The 16,662-nt window shown below is 63.3% G+C and carries 9 protein-coding genes; 4 read left to right on the forward strand and 5 right to left on the reverse strand.

Annotated features, from left to right (window positions below; genetic code table 11):
• Positions 1 to 294 precede the first annotated feature (294 nt).
• Together ACUXAC_RS03685 and ACUXAC_RS03690 are read left to right on the forward strand one after the other, a co-directional pair.
• Entirely contained in the window at positions 295 to 10,311 is a 10,017-nt protein-coding gene (locus ACUXAC_RS03685) for an amino acid adenylation domain-containing protein (RefSeq protein WP_454266490.1), read from the forward strand.
• 130 nt (positions 10,312 to 10,441) lie between these two features.
• The gene (locus ACUXAC_RS03690; protein WP_454266491.1) at positions 10,442 to 11,431 is read left to right on the forward strand and encodes an aldo/keto reductase; all 990 of its coding nucleotides are present in this window, start codon (positions 10,442 to 10,444) and stop codon (positions 11,429 to 11,431) included.
• On the opposite strand, the gene ACUXAC_RS03695 is transcribed toward ACUXAC_RS03690, so the two are convergent.
• Complete coding sequence (locus ACUXAC_RS03695; RefSeq protein WP_043140030.1) at positions 11,428 to 12,321, reverse strand: LysR family transcriptional regulator; 894 nt, start codon at positions 12,319 to 12,321, stop codon at positions 11,428 to 11,430. The two genes, ACUXAC_RS03690 and ACUXAC_RS03695, sit on opposite strands and share 4 nt — an antisense overlap.
• A 173-nt stretch (positions 12,322 to 12,494) precedes the next feature.
• Here ACUXAC_RS03695 and ACUXAC_RS03700 point away from each other — a divergent pair, with 173 nt between their 5' ends.
• Positions 12,495 to 12,890, forward strand: coding sequence for a (R)-mandelonitrile lyase (locus tag ACUXAC_RS03700; protein ID WP_454266492.1), 396 nt, complete (start codon positions 12,495 to 12,497; stop codon positions 12,888 to 12,890).
• A 6-nt stretch (positions 12,891 to 12,896) separates the two neighbouring features.
• Here ACUXAC_RS03700 and ACUXAC_RS03705 read toward each other — a convergent pair whose 3' ends face one another.
• The 3 genes from ACUXAC_RS03705 to gabD form a co-directional block, all read right to left on the reverse strand.
• Entirely contained in the window at positions 12,897 to 13,265 is a 369-nt protein-coding gene (locus ACUXAC_RS03705; protein WP_165384357.1) for a glyoxalase superfamily protein, read from the reverse strand.
• 22 nt (positions 13,266 to 13,287) lie between these two features.
• On the reverse strand, positions 13,288 to 13,701 hold the full coding sequence (locus ACUXAC_RS03710) for a GyrI-like domain-containing protein (protein WP_336850983.1): 414 nt from the start codon (positions 13,699 to 13,701) through the stop codon (positions 13,288 to 13,290).
• 101 nt (positions 13,702 to 13,802) lie between these two features.
• Entirely contained in the window at positions 13,803 to 15,278 is a 1,476-nt protein-coding gene (gene gabD, locus ACUXAC_RS03715) for an NADP-dependent succinate-semialdehyde dehydrogenase (protein WP_060420548.1), read from the reverse strand.
• 211 nt (positions 15,279 to 15,489) lie between these two features.
• Between gabD and ACUXAC_RS03720 the strand changes: the two genes are divergently transcribed.
• Positions 15,490 to 15,705, forward strand: coding sequence for a glycogen synthesis protein (locus ACUXAC_RS03720; protein ID WP_049201387.1), 216 nt, complete (start codon positions 15,490 to 15,492; stop codon positions 15,703 to 15,705).
• 38 nt (positions 15,706 to 15,743) lie between these two features.
• On the opposite strand, the gene ACUXAC_RS03725 is transcribed toward ACUXAC_RS03720, so the two are convergent.
• Complete coding sequence (locus ACUXAC_RS03725) at positions 15,744 to 16,658, reverse strand: pyridoxamine 5'-phosphate oxidase family protein (protein WP_454266494.1); 915 nt, start codon at positions 16,656 to 16,658, stop codon at positions 15,744 to 15,746.
• Between the last annotated feature and the right edge of the window lie 4 nt (positions 16,659 to 16,662).

A 16,662-nucleotide genomic window follows, 5' to 3' on the forward strand; every position in this document is an offset into this window, starting at 1 on the left:
CTTAAATATAATCCTATTTGTTTTTTTAATTTGTTTATTTCATTTATTTTATTAATGAATGCAATGTGGTTAATCCATTGATGGAAAATCAAAATCAATTCTAATTAATTGTTTTTTATGATGTTTATTTATTTGTATTTTTGTGGCTTTATTTTTTATAAAAATAAAATAATATTCGCACTTATGTTTTTAGTTTTTCAGCTAACAGCTCAACCGCATAACGGCCACGCTATTTATTTAATGCATAAGTAGTGGTTGATATATTTTTGGAATATATTAAAAGGGAATTGCTTTATGAACGTGCTCATCGCTTCACCCTATACCCACACGTTTTGGAATGAGTACGTGCTCAATCCACACTCCTGCGAGTACAACCTGGTGCTGGATCAGACGATTGAGGGAGAGCTGGACGTCGGACGATTGCGCGCGGCGATCGACGGGGTTTGCCGGGACTATATTCTGTTTCACCACGTTTTGGATGACAGTTCCTCGCCACTGCGCTGGGTAAAGACGGCGAAAAAAATTGCGTTGGAAACGCTCGATGCCGATTGTGATATCGGTAAGTTAATCAACACGCCGTTCGATCTCCGGGAAGGGCCGCTGTGCCGCTTCTACCTGATTGAGCTGGCCCCTCAGCGCTATAACCTGATCATTGTCGTTCATCACATCCTGATCGACGGCCTGTCGGGGCAGGAGTTCTACAGCGCCGTTTCCGCCTATTACAATCGCGGCGCGGCGGTGGCGCCGCCGCAGGCGGATGAAACGGACATCTGCACATTGTACGAGCGTTATGAGGCGGATGTCGCGACGTTGAAGCACGAGTTCGGCTCTGCGTCATTCTGGGGTAACCTGCTGGCTGAATGCGCTCCGCGCGTGGCGTTGCCTTATCTTCCCGGCGCAGCCCCCGAAGCGCCTGGCGCCGGTGAAGTGCGCTTTAGGTTACCGTTCGCCGAGTGGCAGGCGCTGAAATCCGGCGTCAGGTATGCCAATCCTTTCCTGATATTCAAAACGCTGTGGGCGTTGCTGATCGCCCGGCAATCCGCGCAGGAAACGGTGCATATCGGTTATCCCGTCGCGCCGGAGGGCGGCGAGGCGCTGTTCTTCGGCGCACAGGTCAATACCGCCGTGTTCCCCTTGACCCTCGCCCCGGGGGCCACGTTCAATCAGCTGTACCGCGCGACGCTGGCCTACAGCAAAGCGCTCAAGGCGGCAGGCAAGCTGCGGCACAGCCAGTTGCCGGTTTATGACATGCTGAGCCTCAGCCCGGTGCGTCAGCTGAACGTCAACTTTACCCAGGCTTACCTGAAAGATGCGCCGCTGGCGCTCGACGGTTGTCGCATCGGCGTCAATCATCGCTTCAACGTCGATCTGGCCGGTTCGGAACTGCTGCTGGAGTACCAGCCTACCGAGCAGGCCTTTGAGTTTCGCCTGCGCTACCGCCCCGATCTGTTCGACGCGACCCAAATGACGGAGATGGCGGAGCAGTATCTCTGGCTGTTGCAGCGCGCGTTAACCGAACCGGACGCGCCGATTGCCGCTTGGCCGCAGCTGACGGCGCAGCAGGTTTTACGCTGCCGCGACGGCTGGGAGAGCGGGCCGGCAACGGCCGATGCGGAAGCGACGCTGCTCGAGGGCGTGGCCAGACAGGCGCGCCGTCACCCGGAGCGCATCGCCGTGACCGATGCCAAAGGATCGCTCAGCTACCGCCAGCTGGCGCAGCGCAGCGATCGTCTGGCGCTGCGGCTGCGGGCGGAGTATCAACGGCTGTGCGGCGTGGCCATGCCGCCGGAGACGCTGATCCCGCTGTATCTGCAGCGCAGCGCGGAGGCGGTGGTGGCGATGCTGGCCATCATGAAGGCGGGCGGTGCCTATGTGCCGCTGGATCCCGCCGCGCCGGCGCAGCGGCTGGATTATATCCTGCAAGAGGTCAACAGCCCGATCGTCTTGACCGAAAACGCGTTGCAGGCTGCGGCGCAGCGATTGGCGCCGGGCGGTCTTTGCCTGTCGGCAGATGAACCGCTCGCCGACGCGGATGCCGCAGCCTTGCCGAGTGTGGACGCCCGGCAGTTGGCCTACGTGATTTACACCTCCGGCACTTCCGGGCGGCCAAAAGGCACGCTGTGCGAGCACCGGGGCGCGGCCAATATGGTGCGGGGCCACACGCAGCGTTTGTTGTGCAATGAGCCGGATGCGCTCAACTGCCTGCAGTTCGCGTCGCTGGCGTTTGACGCGCACGTTTTCGAAGTGTTCGTGGCTCTGGACAATGGTCACCGGCTGTTCATCGCGAGCGAAGCGCAGCGGCGGGATCCGGCGCAGTTGTGCGAACAGATGGCGGCCTGGGGCATCGAGGCCTGCTTCCTGCCGCCGGCGCTGCTTGGCACCTTGCCTGAACTTCCGGCTTCGGTGCGCTATCTCGCGACCGGCGGTGAGGCGACCGCGCAGGAAGCGCTCGACCATTACCTGGCCAGCGGCATGCAGGTCGCCAACATGTATGGCCCGACCGAAGCCTCGGTCAGCGCCAGCCTGAATATCTATCGCCGCAACGGCGCGCGCAATATCGGCCACGCTATCGCCAATATGCGTTGTTATGTGATTGACGAGAAAGATAATTTGTTACCGTTGGGCGTAGAAGGCGAGCTGTGCCTGGCCGGCGTGGGGTTGGCGCGGGGATACCTGAACCTGCCGGCGCTGACGGCGTCCACGTTCGTCGCCAACCCATTTGAACTGCGGGAACCGTACCGGCGCCTGTATCGCACCGGTGACAGAGTGCGGCGCTTGGCCGACGGCGGTCTGGAGTATCTCGGGCGGCACGATCAGCAAATCAAGATCAACGGCTATCGCATCGAATTGGGCGAAATAGAAATGCAGCTGCGTGCGCTGCCTGAGGTGGCCGAGGCGGTGGTGAGTCTGCGTCCCGGCACTACGGACCAGCTGGCGGCTTGGTATGTGCCGCAAGCTGGCGCGGAGCCGGAGGCCGGCGACATCTTGCAACGCCTGGCGGCGCAGCTGCCGCACTACATGTTGCCTTCGGCGATGCGGGCGCTGGCGGCGCTGCCGCTGACGGTGAGCCGCAAGGTCGATTACCGGGCATTGCCGGAACTGCTGCCGGTCGAGCCGCAAACGGCGTTTCGCCGGCCGGGCACGCCGCTGGAGACCCGTCTGTCGGCGCTGTTCAACCGGCTGCTGGGGGGCGATGTTGGCGTGGACGACAACTTCTTCCGCCTCGGCGGCAACTCCATTATGGCCATCAGGCTGTGCCACGAAGTGAATAAACTGCCGGGGGCAAAGATCTCGGTACTGACGTTGAATCAGCATCCGACGGTGGCCGCATTGAGCGAGCACATCGCCGCCCAACGGCAGGCGCCGCCGGATGAGCTGCCGATCCTCTCCGGCGGGCTGCGGGAGGCGCCGCTGTCGCTTCAGCAGTCGCGGCTGTGGTTTGTTCAGCAACTGTCGGTGAATGCCACGCATTATCTGTCGCCGGTGCTGCTGCGGCTGCCGCCGGATGTCGATGACGAACGCTTTGCGGCGTGTCTGCAGGCGATCGTCGAGCGCCACCAGATCTTGCGCAGCCTGATCCGCCAGAATGACCGGGGCGAAGCCAGTCAGTGGGTCAGCGACACCGTGCTGCCGGTACCTTTGCTGACGCTGAGCGCCGATGAATTTGACGCTGCGCTGGCGCAAGCCTGCAGCCAGCCGATGGATTTGACGCGCGAGCTGCCGCTGCGCGCCACGCGCTACCGTTACCGCGATGCGGCGGAGCGGGAAACGACCGTTTGCCTGTTGGTGTTCCATCACATCGTCTTTGACGGCTGGTCGCTTGAGGTGCTGCTGCAGGAATTGGACGCGCGCTATCGCGGGACGTGGCGTGAGGCGACAGAGCCGGCGTTGCAATACCTCGACTATGCGTGCTGGCAACAAGCGCCGGAAAATGTGCAGCGCCGGGCGGACGAATTGGCCTTTTGGCGGCAAGCGCTGGCAGGTTGCCAGCAACTCGATCTGCCGTTGGACTTTTTGCGGCCGGCGGTCTTCGACGAGCGCGGTGACAACAGCGAAGTACCGTTGCCGGCGGCGCTGGTGAAGGCGCTGGATGCGCTGGCACGCAGAGAGGGGGTGACGCTGCATGCGGTGATGCTGGCGGGGTTCATGCTGCTGTTGTCCCGCTACAGCGGCCAGAACGATGTCATGGTCGGTACGCCGCTGGCGAACCGCAACCGTCCCGAACTGGAGAATCTGATTGGGTTCTTCGTCAATACGCTGCCTTTACGCCGGCGGCTCGATCCGCGTCATCGCGTCGCCGAGTTTGTGCGGCAGGTGGCGGCCACGACGCTGCAGGCGCAGCAGCATCAGACGCTGTCGCTGGAAGCGCTGGTGGACGATCTGGCGCTGCCGCGCGATTTTTCTCGCCATCCGCTGTTCCAGGTCATGTTCGCGCTGGAGAGCGAGGGCGGCGCGCAGGCGCGCCCGGACTGGCTGTCGGTGGTCGATCTGAGCGCTTATGAGCGCACCGCCAAGTTCGACCTGACGCTCACGCTGACGCCGCAGGGCGAGCAGATGCGTGCGCGCTTCAACTTCGCTTCGGCGTTGTTCAGCAAGGCGTCGATGGATCGGCTGGCCGGCTACTATCTCGCCGTATTGCAGCAGATGGCTCACCACGACGACTGGCCGCTGGAAAACATCCGCTTGCAACCGCAAAGCCAGGCGCTGCCGGCCGGATCCCCCTTCGGCTATGCGTTTGAACGCAGCCTGCAACAGGATTTCGTGCAGCATGCGCGGCGCAGTCCGCAGGCCGTGGCGGTTGTCGACGAGCAGGGGGAGATGACTTACGGCGAGCTGCACGAGGCGGCGTTGACGCTGGCCACTCAGCTGCGCGTGCAAGGACGGATGACCGGCGACGCCATCGCCGTCATCGCCGACAAAGGGCGCCGGCAGCCGGTAGCCCTGCTGGCGGCGCTGATGTGCGGTAAGGCGTTCTTGCCGATGGAGGCGGCATGGCCACCGCAGCGGCGGCTGAAAGTGATGGCGCAGGCCGGCATCAATACGCTGCTCAGCGATGCACCCTGGGCCTGCGCCGAGATCAACCTGATCGAACTGAATGCCGCAGGGCTGGCGGCGCAGCTGCCGCTGCCGGAACAGCGCCTGCCGGCGCTGGATGCCGGGCCTGACAGCCTGGCCTATATCATTTTCACCTCAGGATCGACCGGCACACCGAAGGGCGTGGCGATCGAACATCGCAGCGCGGTGAACATGCTGGAGGGCGTGCGGCGGTATTTCGGCCTCAACGAGCGGGATCGCAGCCTGGCCCTCAGCGCGTTGAGCTTCGATCTGGCGATCTTCGACATTTTCAGCCCGCTGAGCGCCGGCGGTGCGGTCGTGATGCCGGCCGAGCGGGACAGGAGCAATCCGCAGGCCTGGTATCAATTGATGATGGCCCATCGGGTGACGCAATGGCTGAGCGCACCGGCGCTGATGGAGCTGTTGCTGGATTACGTGAACGGCGCGGGGTTAACGGCAGGGCCGGCACCGGCGCTGCGGGCGGTGATGGTGGGGGGCGATTGGATCGCCACCTCGCTGCCGGAACGCTGCCTGGCCTGGGCGCCGCACGGCCGTTTTTGCAGCGCCGGCGGCGCGACGGAGGCGGCGATCTTCACCATGCTGTACGAGGTCCCGCGCGGTCAGAACATTCGGTCGGTCAGCATTCCTTACGGCAAACCGTTGCCGCACCAGCGTTGCTATATCCTGGACGCCGGGCGACGGCCCGCCGCACCGGGGGTGCGAGGGGAAATCTATCTGGCGGGTGAGGGCCTGGCGCGCGGGTATTACGGCGATCCGCAACGCACCGCCGAGAGTTTCTTCTGGCATGACGAGCTGCAGGAGCGGGTGTACCGCACCGGCGACGTGGGCCGATGGCTGGAGGATGGCAACGTGGAGTTCATGGGGCGTCTCGATCAGCAGATCAAGCTGAACGGCTATCGCATCGAGCTGGGGGAGATAGAACATGCGGTGCTCGCCTATCCGGGCGTGACCGCCTGTTGCTGCGTGCTCGTCACGCAACCGCAGCCCTGCCTGGCCGCGTACTACGTTGCCGATGAGACGATCGCCCCCCAGGCGCTGGCTCAGCACTTGAGCAGCCAACTGCCTCCGTACATGGTGCCGCAGGCGCTGATGCAGCTGGCGCAGCTGCCGCTGACCGAAAACGGCAAGATAGCCCGACAGGCGTTGCCGCAGCCGGAAAGGGCGGCGCGTGAGCTCGTTGCGGCGCAGAGCGAATGGGAGAACGTTTGTCTGGCGGTGTGGCGCGATTTGCTGCAGCGGCAGGATATCGGCGTGGAGGACAACTTCTTCTCGCTGGGGGGCAACTCTCTTCTGGCTATTCAGGCCTGTTATCAGATCGGCCGGCGGCTGGCGCGTGAGGTAACGCTGAGCGAGCTGGGGCGGTTCCCGACGATCCGTTCGCTGTGTCGCGTGTTGCAGCAACAGGAGCAGGGCGCCGCGCCGGTGTCGATCCCGCCGCTGCGGCAACGCGAGTATCCGCTCTCTTCTTCACAGCTGCAGCTGTGGTTTATCGAGAATCTGAACGGCGGCGGCAATCTTTACCATGTGCCGATGCTGTTCCGTCTCGGCGACGAGGTGTGTCTGGCGGCTTACGAGCGCAGTTTACAGGCGGTTGTCGCCCGGCATCAGGTTTTACACAGCCTGATTGTCCAGATGCCATCCCAAAGCGCCGTCGCCCGGGTCTGTGAACTGACGCTTTCGCTGGAGCGCGTGACGCTGGAGGCGGCGCACTGGCCGGACAGGCTGCGGCAGGATATCGACCGGCCGTTCGCGCTGGGGGCGGAATTGCCGATCAGGGCGGCCGTTTACCGGGTTACGCAGCCGGATGGCGGGTGGGTGAATTACAGCCTGATTCTGGTGCACCACCTGGCGTTTGACGGCTGGTCGCAGCCGGTGCTGCTGCAGGAGCTGGACGTGCTGTATCAGGCGCAGCGGCAAGGGCAAGAGGCCGGGCTGGCGGCGTTGCCGTTGCACTATGGCGACTACGCCGTCTGGCAGCGGCGCTGGCTGGATTCCGCTCAGGCGGATGAGGCAAAAGCGTATTGGCGCCATGCCCTGGCGGGGTGGCAGGCGCTGGAAATGCCGCTCGACTTCGTGCGGCCTGCTCGCTTCGATCATCGTGGCGCCAACCACGTCATCGCGCTGCCGGAGGCACTGGTGGCGCAGGCGACGCAGTTCGCCCGGCGGCAAGGCGTCACGCCGTTTGCGCTGTATCTTGCGGCCTTTAATCTGCTGCTTGGTTACTTCAGCGGCCAGCAAGACATTCTGGTCGGCACACCGGTCGCCAACCGGCCGGTGGCGGAGACTCGCTCGGCGATCGGTTTCTTCGTCAATACGCTGCCGCTGCGCTCGCAAATAGACGATGCGGTGTCGCTGAACGATTATGTGCATCGGGTCTTTGACGGCGTGCTGCAGGCGCAACGGCATCAGAACTTGCCGTTGGATCAGCTGATCGAACTGCTGCAGGTGCCGCGCGACCTGTCGCGCCATCCGCTGTTCCAGGCGCTGTTCGCGCTGGAGGAGGTGGGGGACGCGCCGGCCTGGCTGGTGCCGCAGGATCTGCTGGCATACTACCAGGCGGCCAAATTCGATTTGACGCTGAGCATACAACCGGCGCCGCAGGGCGGGCGGGCGATCTTCAACTATGCTACCGCCTTGTTTGCACCGACTACGCTAGCGCTGCTGGGGGAGTATTATCTGACGATCCTCACGCAGATCGTCAATCATGGGGAGCAGCGCGTCAGCCAGTTGGCGCTGATCTCGGAGAGTGAAATGTCGCGGCAGCGCGCCTTCCATCAATCCTGTCCGCCGGCCTACGATTTCGAGCGCGCCATCCATCATGATTTTATCCGTCAGGCCGAGCGCGATCCGCAGCGGGTGGCGATCGTCGATGAATGGGGCGAACTGAACTACGGTGAGCTGTATCGGCGGGCGCTGACGCTGTCGTTGCAGCTGCGTCAGCACGCGGACATGCGCGCCGAGACCATCGCGGTGATGGTGGATAAAGGGCGGGCGCAAATCATTGCGGTGCTGGCGATTCTGATGGCCGGCAAGGCCTATTTGCCGCTGGATGGCGCCTGGCCGGAACGCCGCCGCCTGGATATCGTCGCGCAGTCGCAGACTCGGGTTATCCTGAGCAGCCGCGAGTGGGGGGCCAGCGGCGAGGCCAGGCTGTTGACGATCGATCCGCAGGGGGCCGTCATGGGGTTACCGCCGGCTCCGCCGGGGGAGCCTGTCTTGCCGGCACCTTCCGCGCTGGCCTATGTGATCTTCACCTCCGGGTCTACCGGCGCGCCAAAAGGGGTGGCGATAGAACATCGCGGCGCGGTGAACAGCATCATCGATACGTTGCACCAGCTGGAACTCGGCGCGGACGATCGCGGGTTGGCGCTCAGCGCGTTGAGTTTCGACATTTCGGTGTTCGATATTTTCGGCCTGCTGTCGGTGGGGGGCGCCATAGTGATGCCGTCCGAAACCGAACGCTACCAGCCTGAGACCTGGCATCGGCTGTTGATGACCCAGGGCGTAACCTTCTGGAATTCCGCGCCTTCAGTGATGACGCTGCTGGTGGAGCAGTTGGAGTCCGCCGCGTCGCAGGCGCAGTGGCCGCAGCTGCGCAATGTGGTGCTGGTGGGCGAGGTGATCTCCCGCCAACTGCCGGCGCGTATTCGCCAATGGCGGCCAGGGTGCCGGATCGTCAGCGCCGGGGGCGCGACCGAGAGCTCCATTTGGTCGATCCTGTACGACATCCCGGAAACGCCGATCCTGGCGCCCAGCGTGCCTTACGGCCAGGCGATGGCGCATCAGCGCTTTTACGTGCTGGATCGCCATCAGCGCGTACTGCCGCCTGGCTTGCCGGGAGAACAATACATCGGAGGGATCGGCGTGGCGCGCGGCTATTACCGCAATCCGTCGCTGACCGAAGAGAAATTCATCTACCATCCGGCGCTGGGAGAGCGTCTTTATCGCACCGGCGATGCCGGCCGCTATTTGCCGGACGGTAATCTGGAGTTCCTCGGCCGTATGGATTTTCAGGTGAAAATCAACGGCTACCGCGTTGAGCTGGGGGAGGTCGAGCAATGTGCGCTGGCATTCGGCACGATCAAATCCTGCTGCGCCATCGTGCTGTCGGAGGCGCATCGGCAGCGCCTGGCGCTGTATTACGTCAGCGAGGCGCCGCTGGATGAATCGGCGCTGCTGGTCTTTATGAGTGGGCAATTACCGTTGTACATGCTGCCTGCGGCGCTGATGCGGCTGGAAGCACTGCCGTATAACTCCAGCGGCAAACTGGATCGCAAGGCGTTGCCTGCGCCGGCGGTGAGCGAGCCGCAGGCCTATGTCGCTCCCGCGAGCGAGCTGGAACAGCAGCTGTGCGCGCTGTGGCAGGCGGCGTTGCAGTGCGGGCAGGTCGGCATGACGGATGATTTCTTCCTGCTGGGCGGCACCTCGATCAAGGCCATTTCCCTGTGCGTCGGCATGGGCGAACTGATGGCCGCGCCGGTGCCGGTGGTGCAGCTGCTGCAAAGCCGCACCCTGAAAAATCTGCTGGCCGCCAACGAACGCCGCCTGGTCTTGCCGCTTAACCGTTGGGCTGAGGGCGCGCCCGTGGTATGGATGATCCACCCGGCGCTGGTGGGGGCGGAAGCGTTTCACGCTTTCGCTCAGCCGTTGCAGGGGCGATTCAACTGCTATGGCGTCGACAACCATAACCTTTACCATCAACCGGCCATCGACTCGCTCGGCGATCTGGCCGAACGGTATCTGAACGACATGATCGCCGCCGGTCTGCTGCAAGGCGCCGGGCCGGTGCACATTCTCGGTTGGTCGCTGGGGGGGATCATCGCGCTGGAGATTGCCGCCCGTCTGGAAGCGCGCGGCTGCCGTAACGTGCAACTGTATCTGCTGGACAGCTTCTACCGGCAGGCCACGGCGGAGTTGCCTCTGGAGCAGCTGTTGCCGGCGTTGGGCATCGAGGGCGAGGCGGCGACACGCGCCATGGCCGCAGGGCAGGCGGAGCGGCGGCTGTCGGAAGGGAGGCTGAGCCGCCAGCTGCAGACCACTAGGGTGACGCTGTTTAAGGCGACGGAGGGTAATCCGCAGTTGCCGGAGGCGGTCACGGCGCCGCTGTTGGCGGTGGACGATAATGGGCTTGGCGCCGTCTGCGAGCGGCTGCAGGTCATCCCGTTGGCTTGCCATCACCATAACATCTTGCTGTGTGAGGCGGAGATCGCGCAAGCGCTCAACGAAGGGATCTGATTCATGAGCCTGGCTCATAAGCTCAAGCGTATTTCGCCCCATAGTCATGGCGGCGGTTGCGTTTTACAGTCATCACACCGGAACGGCTCCGCGTCAGGCGGGGCCGGTATCAATCAGTGGGGGAGTGAAGATGCAAACACGCAAATTGGGGCGCGAAGGGCTGGAAGTCTCGGCGTTGGGGTTGGGCTGTATGGGACTGAGCTTTGGTTACGGCCCGGCCACCGACAAACGGCAGGCGGTCGATCTGATCCGTGCCGCGGTTGACGAGGGCGTGACGTTCTTCGATACCGCCGAGATTTATGGTCCGTTCACGAACGAGGAATTGTTGGGCGAAGCGCTGGCGCCGGTGCGCGATCGGGTCGTCATCGCCACCAAGTTCGGTTTCGATCTGCCGCAGCCGGCGGGGCAGCAGGTGTTGAACAGCCGTCCGGAGCATATTCGCCGGGCGGTGGAGGGTTCGCTGAAGCGCCTGCGGATAGAGACGATCGATTTGCTGTATCAGCACCGTGTCGATCCTGAGGTGCCTATCGAGGAGGTGGCCGGTACGGTGCAGCAACTGATTCGCGAAGGGAAAGTGAAGTATTTCGGCCTGTCGGAAGCCGGTGCGCAAACCATTCGGCGAGCTCACGCGGTGCAGCCGGTCACGGCGCTGCAAAGCGAATATTCGCTGTGGTGGCGCGAGCCGGAGCGTGAAATCTTGCCGACGCTGGCAGAGCTGGGCATCGGTCTGGTGCCGTTCAGCCCGCTCGGCAAGGGCTTTCTCACCGGTGCCATTACCGAGGACACCACCTTTGACAGCGGCGATTTTCGCAACGTGGTGCCGCGCTTCAGCGCCGAAGCGCGCCGGGCCAATCAGGCGCTGGTGAGCGTGCTGGGGCAGATAGCGCAGCGCAAAGGCGTGACGCCGGCGCAGATCGCTCTGGCCTGGCTGCTGGCCCAGCAGCCGTGGATCGTGCCGATCCCGGGAACCACCAAGCGTCACCGGCTGGAAGAAAACCTTGCGGCGGCGGCGGTGGTGTTGGCGGCGGACGAGCTGGGCGAGATCGAGCGTGCGCTCTCCGCTATCGACGTGATCGGCGATCGTTACCCGGCGCATCTGCAGAAGAACGTCGGGCGTTAAGCCCCGCGTCGCAGCGCCTCAATCAGCAGCGCAAAGGCGGTAGTGTGTTGCCTGCGGCTTGGATAATAGAGGTAATAACCGGGAAACGGCGGGCACCAATCGTCCAGCGCCATCAGCAAGCGACCGTCGGCCAGCGGCTCGGCGACGGTATCTTCCGGCACAAAGGCGATGCCGAGGCCGAGCTGCGCGGCGTCGATTCGCTGGCGCAGGCTGTTGAAGGTCAGTTGCCCCTCTACCCGCACTTTAATCTCCCGGCCATCGCGGGCAAATTCCCAGGCGTACAGCCCGCCGAGGGTGGGGAGCCGCATATTGATGCAGCGATGGTTTTGCAGCGCTTGCGGCGTGGCAGGGAGGCCGTAACGGGCGAAATAGTCAGGGGAGGCGACGGGCACCATACGCATGTCCGGCCCGATGCGCACCGCGACCATGTCCTTCGCCACCTGTTCTCCCAGCCGGATGCCGGCGTCGAAACGCCCGGCGACGATGTCGGTCAGGCTGTTGTCGACGGTGATTTCCACGTTGATATCCGGGTAATCGACGAGAAAAGTGCGCAGCACCGGCCACAGCACCGCATCCACCGCGTGTTCGCCGGCGGTGATGCGGATGTTGCCGGCGGGCCGATCGCGCATTTCACCCAGCGCGTTCAGCTCGCTTTCAATCTCCGCCAAGCGCGGGCCGATGCTGTTGAGCAGCCGCTCACCGGCCTCGGTGGGGGCGACGCTGCGGGTGGTGCGCGTGAGCAAGCGCAGCGCCAGGCGCTCTTCCAGCCCACGAATGGCGTGGCTGAGCGCCGATTGGGAAACCCCAAGCTGCGCCGCCGCTTTGGTGAAGCTGCGCTCCCTGGCCACCATCAGGAAAGCGATCAGATCGTTAAAGTTTTCTTTCAACATACCGGCACCGAAGAGGAAGGTGAGCGCACTGTCGCGCGTAGATTTATGAATTGAGCTCATAGCTCCTTGCGCATTTTACCCGCTAGTCGCCGTAAAAGCATGGCGCTATCTTGGCATCACTGACTCATGACGATCAGCGCCGGCGGTGAGAGCCGGCGCGGAGGACACGACAGATGAAAATACAACGCAGCGGTTCGATCCCTTCACAGCGCGGTTCGGCAGAATATTTTACCGGGCAGGTACGCATCGACGCGCCGTTCGCCGGTGACGCGCCGGCCAGGGTGGGCGGCGCGACCGTCACCTTTGAACCCGGCGCCCGCACGGCCTGGCATACCCATCCGCTCGGCCAGACGCTGATCGTCACCCAGGGGCGCGGGTGGATCCAAATGTGTGGCGAGACCACGCAGGAAATGCACCCCGGCGATATCGTCTGGATCCCGGCAGGCGTCAAACACTGGCACGGTGCGACGCCGGACACTGCCATGACCCATATCGCCATCGCCGAAGCGGTGGACGGCAGCCCGGTGACCTGGCTGGAGCCGGTCAGCGAGGCGGAGTACCGGCAATAAGGCCGCTCAGGCCTCGTGGCTCTGCTCGCAAAACCGCAGGCGGTTGCCGAACGGATCGGTCAGGTTCAGCTCTTTGCCCCAGTCGACAACCTCCAACCCCGGCCGGGCATAGCGGTAGTTTTTGGCCGTGAGCTCCCGGTGCAGCGCGTCGATATCGTGTACCGGGATGAAAATAGCGGCGCCGGGCGTGCTGTCGCCATAGTGTTCGCTCAGGTGCAGCGTCAATCCGGCGCGGGTCACCTGCATGTACAGCGGCAGATCTTCGCTGAAACGGTGCTCCCACTCCAGCGTGAAGCCGAGAAAGTCCAGATAAAACTCTTTGGCCTTATCGACCGCAAAAATGCGCAGGATCGGAATGGCGGGGGAGAAGGTGATCATCGTCGATCTCACTGTTACGTTAGCGGCAGCCGATATGGATATCGACCGCCTCGAGGCCGGTATAGGCTTCGAAGTCGGTCAGGAAGCGGCGTTCGATTTCCGGGTGTTGCTCGAAGTAGGCCCAGATGGCTTGCCAGCCTGCGATAACCGCCGCCGGCATGGCGCCACGGGCCTGGAACACCAGATAGCGGCCGGGTTGGATGTGCAAACCGCTCTCTGCCGCGCTGCCGGCGGTGACGTCAAACGGCCCGCCGGCGTCGGAGGCGTAGTTGGAGTAGACCCCATAGACCGGCGTGGCGGGCGAGGTGGCGAAAAAGTCTGACCACAGCGCCGGGATTTTTGCCGTCTCGGGCTGGGTTTCGTCCTGATTGGTGGTTCTGACCGTTTGGCCGGCGACGTAAAAGCCGGGTAGCTGTACCACGAGAGGTTGCATACTGGAAATTCCTTTTAACCGTTCGAACGAGAGGCCTAAAGGTAGCAAAGGCTTCCCGGATCCGCCAGACAGGGCCCCCGCAGACGCGGAGGCCGAACGCATCAAGCGCCCAAACCGCCAAGGCACAGGTATTTGATCTCGAGATAGTCCTCGATGCCGTATTTTGAGCCTTCGCGGCCCAAACCGGAGTGCTTCATGCCGCCGAACGGCGCCACCTCGGTGGAAATCAGCCCTTCGTTGATGCCGACGATGCCGTACTCCAGCGCTTCGGCCACGCGCATCACCCGGCCGATGTCGCGGCTGTAGAAGTAAGCGGCCAGGCCGAACGGCGTGTCGTTGGCCAGTTCGATGGCTTCCGCTTCCTGGTTGAAGCGGATCAGGGGCGCCACCGGGCCGAACGTTTCCTCGCGGAAGATTTTCGCCGTGCGCGGTACGTCGGTCAGGATGGTCGGGGTGAAGAAATTGCCGCCCAGCGCGTCAGGCTTGCCGCCCAGCAGCACCGAGGCACCGTGCTCGACGGCGTCGGCGATATGCTCGCGCACTTTCTCCACCGCGTCCGGGTTAATCAAGGGGCCGATGGTGACGCCGTCATCCAGGCCGTTGCCGACTTTCAGCTTGGCGACGGCGGCTTTCAGTTTGGCGGCGAAGGCGTCGTACACGCCGTCCTGCACCAGAAAACGGTTGGTGCAGACGCAGGTCTGGCCGGCGTTGCGGTATTTCGAGGCGACCGCGCCGGCCACGGCGGCGTCCAGATCGGCGTCGTCGAACACGATAAACGGCGCGTTGCCGCCCAATTCCATGCTGGTTTTCTTGATGGTGGGCGCACACTGGGCCAGCAGCTGCGCGCCGACTTCGGTGCTGCCGGTGAAGGAGAGTTTACGCACATCCGGGTTGGCGGTGAGTTCGCCGCCGATGCCTTTGCTGGGGCCGGTGATCACGTTGCACACCCCGGCGGGCAGCCCGGCGCGCTCTGCCAAAACAGCGATCGCCAGCGCCGAGAACGGGGTCTGGCTGGCGGGGCGGATCACCCCGGTGCAACCCGCCGCCCAGCCGGGGCCGGCTTTGCGGGTGATCATCGCCGCCGGAAAGTTCCACGGGGTGATGGCGGCGAACACGCCGATAGGCTCTTTCTGCACGATGATGCGGCGACCCGCCTGGGGCTGCGGAATGGTATCGCCATACACCCGCTTGCCTTCCTCGGCGAACCATTCGATAAAGGAGGCGGCATAGGCGATCTCACCGCGGCTTTCAGCCAGCGGTTTACCCTGTTCCGCCGTCATGATGCGCGCCAGATCCTCCTGATTTTCCATCATCAGCTCAAACAGCCGCCGCAGTTTGCCGGCGCGTTCTTTGGCGGTCAGCGCACGCCAGGCGGGCAGCGCCTTCTTGGCGGCGGCGATGGCGCGCGCGGTTTCTTCAGCGCCGAAGGCCGGCACATGGCCAACCAGCTCGCCGTTGGCGGGATTATGGATGGCGATCGCGTGGCCTGCTTTGGCCGGCAACCATTGCCCGTCGATGTAATTGGCCTCGCGGAACAGCGTGGGGTCCTTGAGGGTAGCGCTGATGCTGGTGCTCATTGGTCTCTTCCTTTGCTGAGTTCAATAGAATGGTCTATCCCATACGGCTACCCTTTACCCTAGCAAACTTTGCCGTCGCCGTTTGCCTGCGTGGCGACAAGATGAGCGTTTTCTTCATGCGCACCTTCTGTACAAAAAATATCCGCCGCCGGGCCGATACTGAAAGAGCAGGCATATGACCCTTTTCGATGTGATTAAAAGGAGTGTGCGAATGATGAAATCAGTGGACAGGCATCTCGCGGCCTACGGCAGCGAAATGGATTTTTTGGCGTCGAGTATCGCCCTGATGGAATGGCAAGGGCGGCAGATTGACGCCGGGCAGGTGGCCGGCAATATGTCGGAACAGCAAAGCCGCCTGTTCTTTGCGCGGTTGAGTTATTTTCGTCAGCTTTATCAGGCCGCAGCGGCGGCCGAACACAGCCTGTAATTTCCTGATTCAGCCCCGCCGCAGCGGGGCTTTTCATTTCAGCGGTGCCACACTCCGGTCGCCAGCGTCGCCGGCGAATACTCAAGATCGCGTCCCCGCCACGGCAGCGCCGCCGCAAAGCGCCAGGCGCGGTGAACGTCAAACCGCCAATAGCGCTCCGCCCCTTCCACGCCGGGATCCCCTTGCGCCTGCCAGAGGATCTGCGTTTTTCCTTGCAGATGCAGCACGTCGCCGCGATCGAAATCGATGAACAGCAGCGCCGCCCGCGGTTCGGCCAGCAGGTTGCCCAACGTATTCATATAGCGGTTGCCGCGAAAGTCCGGCATCCACAGCGTGTCGCCTTCCAGATGGATAAAGCCGGGCCGCCCGCCGCGATGGGAAATATCGACGCCGCCCTGCGCCAGTTCCAGATGCGCGCCGCTGGCGACGAAGCTGGTGTCTGCGGTGCGGATCAGCGCCTGCGCCGCCGCATCGAGCGACGCTAAATGCTCAACCGGCTGTGGCTGGCTCTCCACCGGGTAGAGTTCGCGGCGCTGAATGTACTGCGGGCAGTTGCCGAAGCTTTGGTGAACGACGATCTCCACCCGGTTTTTATCGGTGCGGCCGACGGTGCCGTTGGCGCGGTTGCGCCGCCGGTTGCTGAAGTCGAGCCCGAGCGCGCCGACCGGTTTGCCGGGCAGCAACAGCGCCTGGGCGGGATCGTCGCTGCGGCGCGGCGCGCTGATGCGCAGGTGCGTGTCGTCCGGCGTGCGTAAAAATCCGGGCGGGCCGCTGAACAGGGTGGCGATGGGCCAGCCCTGGTCGTCCAGCGTGGCGACGAACAGGTAGGGCAGTGCGGCAAAAAACGCACGGTGCTGATCCGGCATCGCGGGGTAGATGCCGCCGCCCACGCGATCGAAACCGGCCAGCGTCTGCGCGCGCAGCTCATCGGGGTGGAACCGTTGCGGGATCATGGCG

It is taken from the genome of Serratia sp. 121840015-1 (assembly GCF_053627655.1).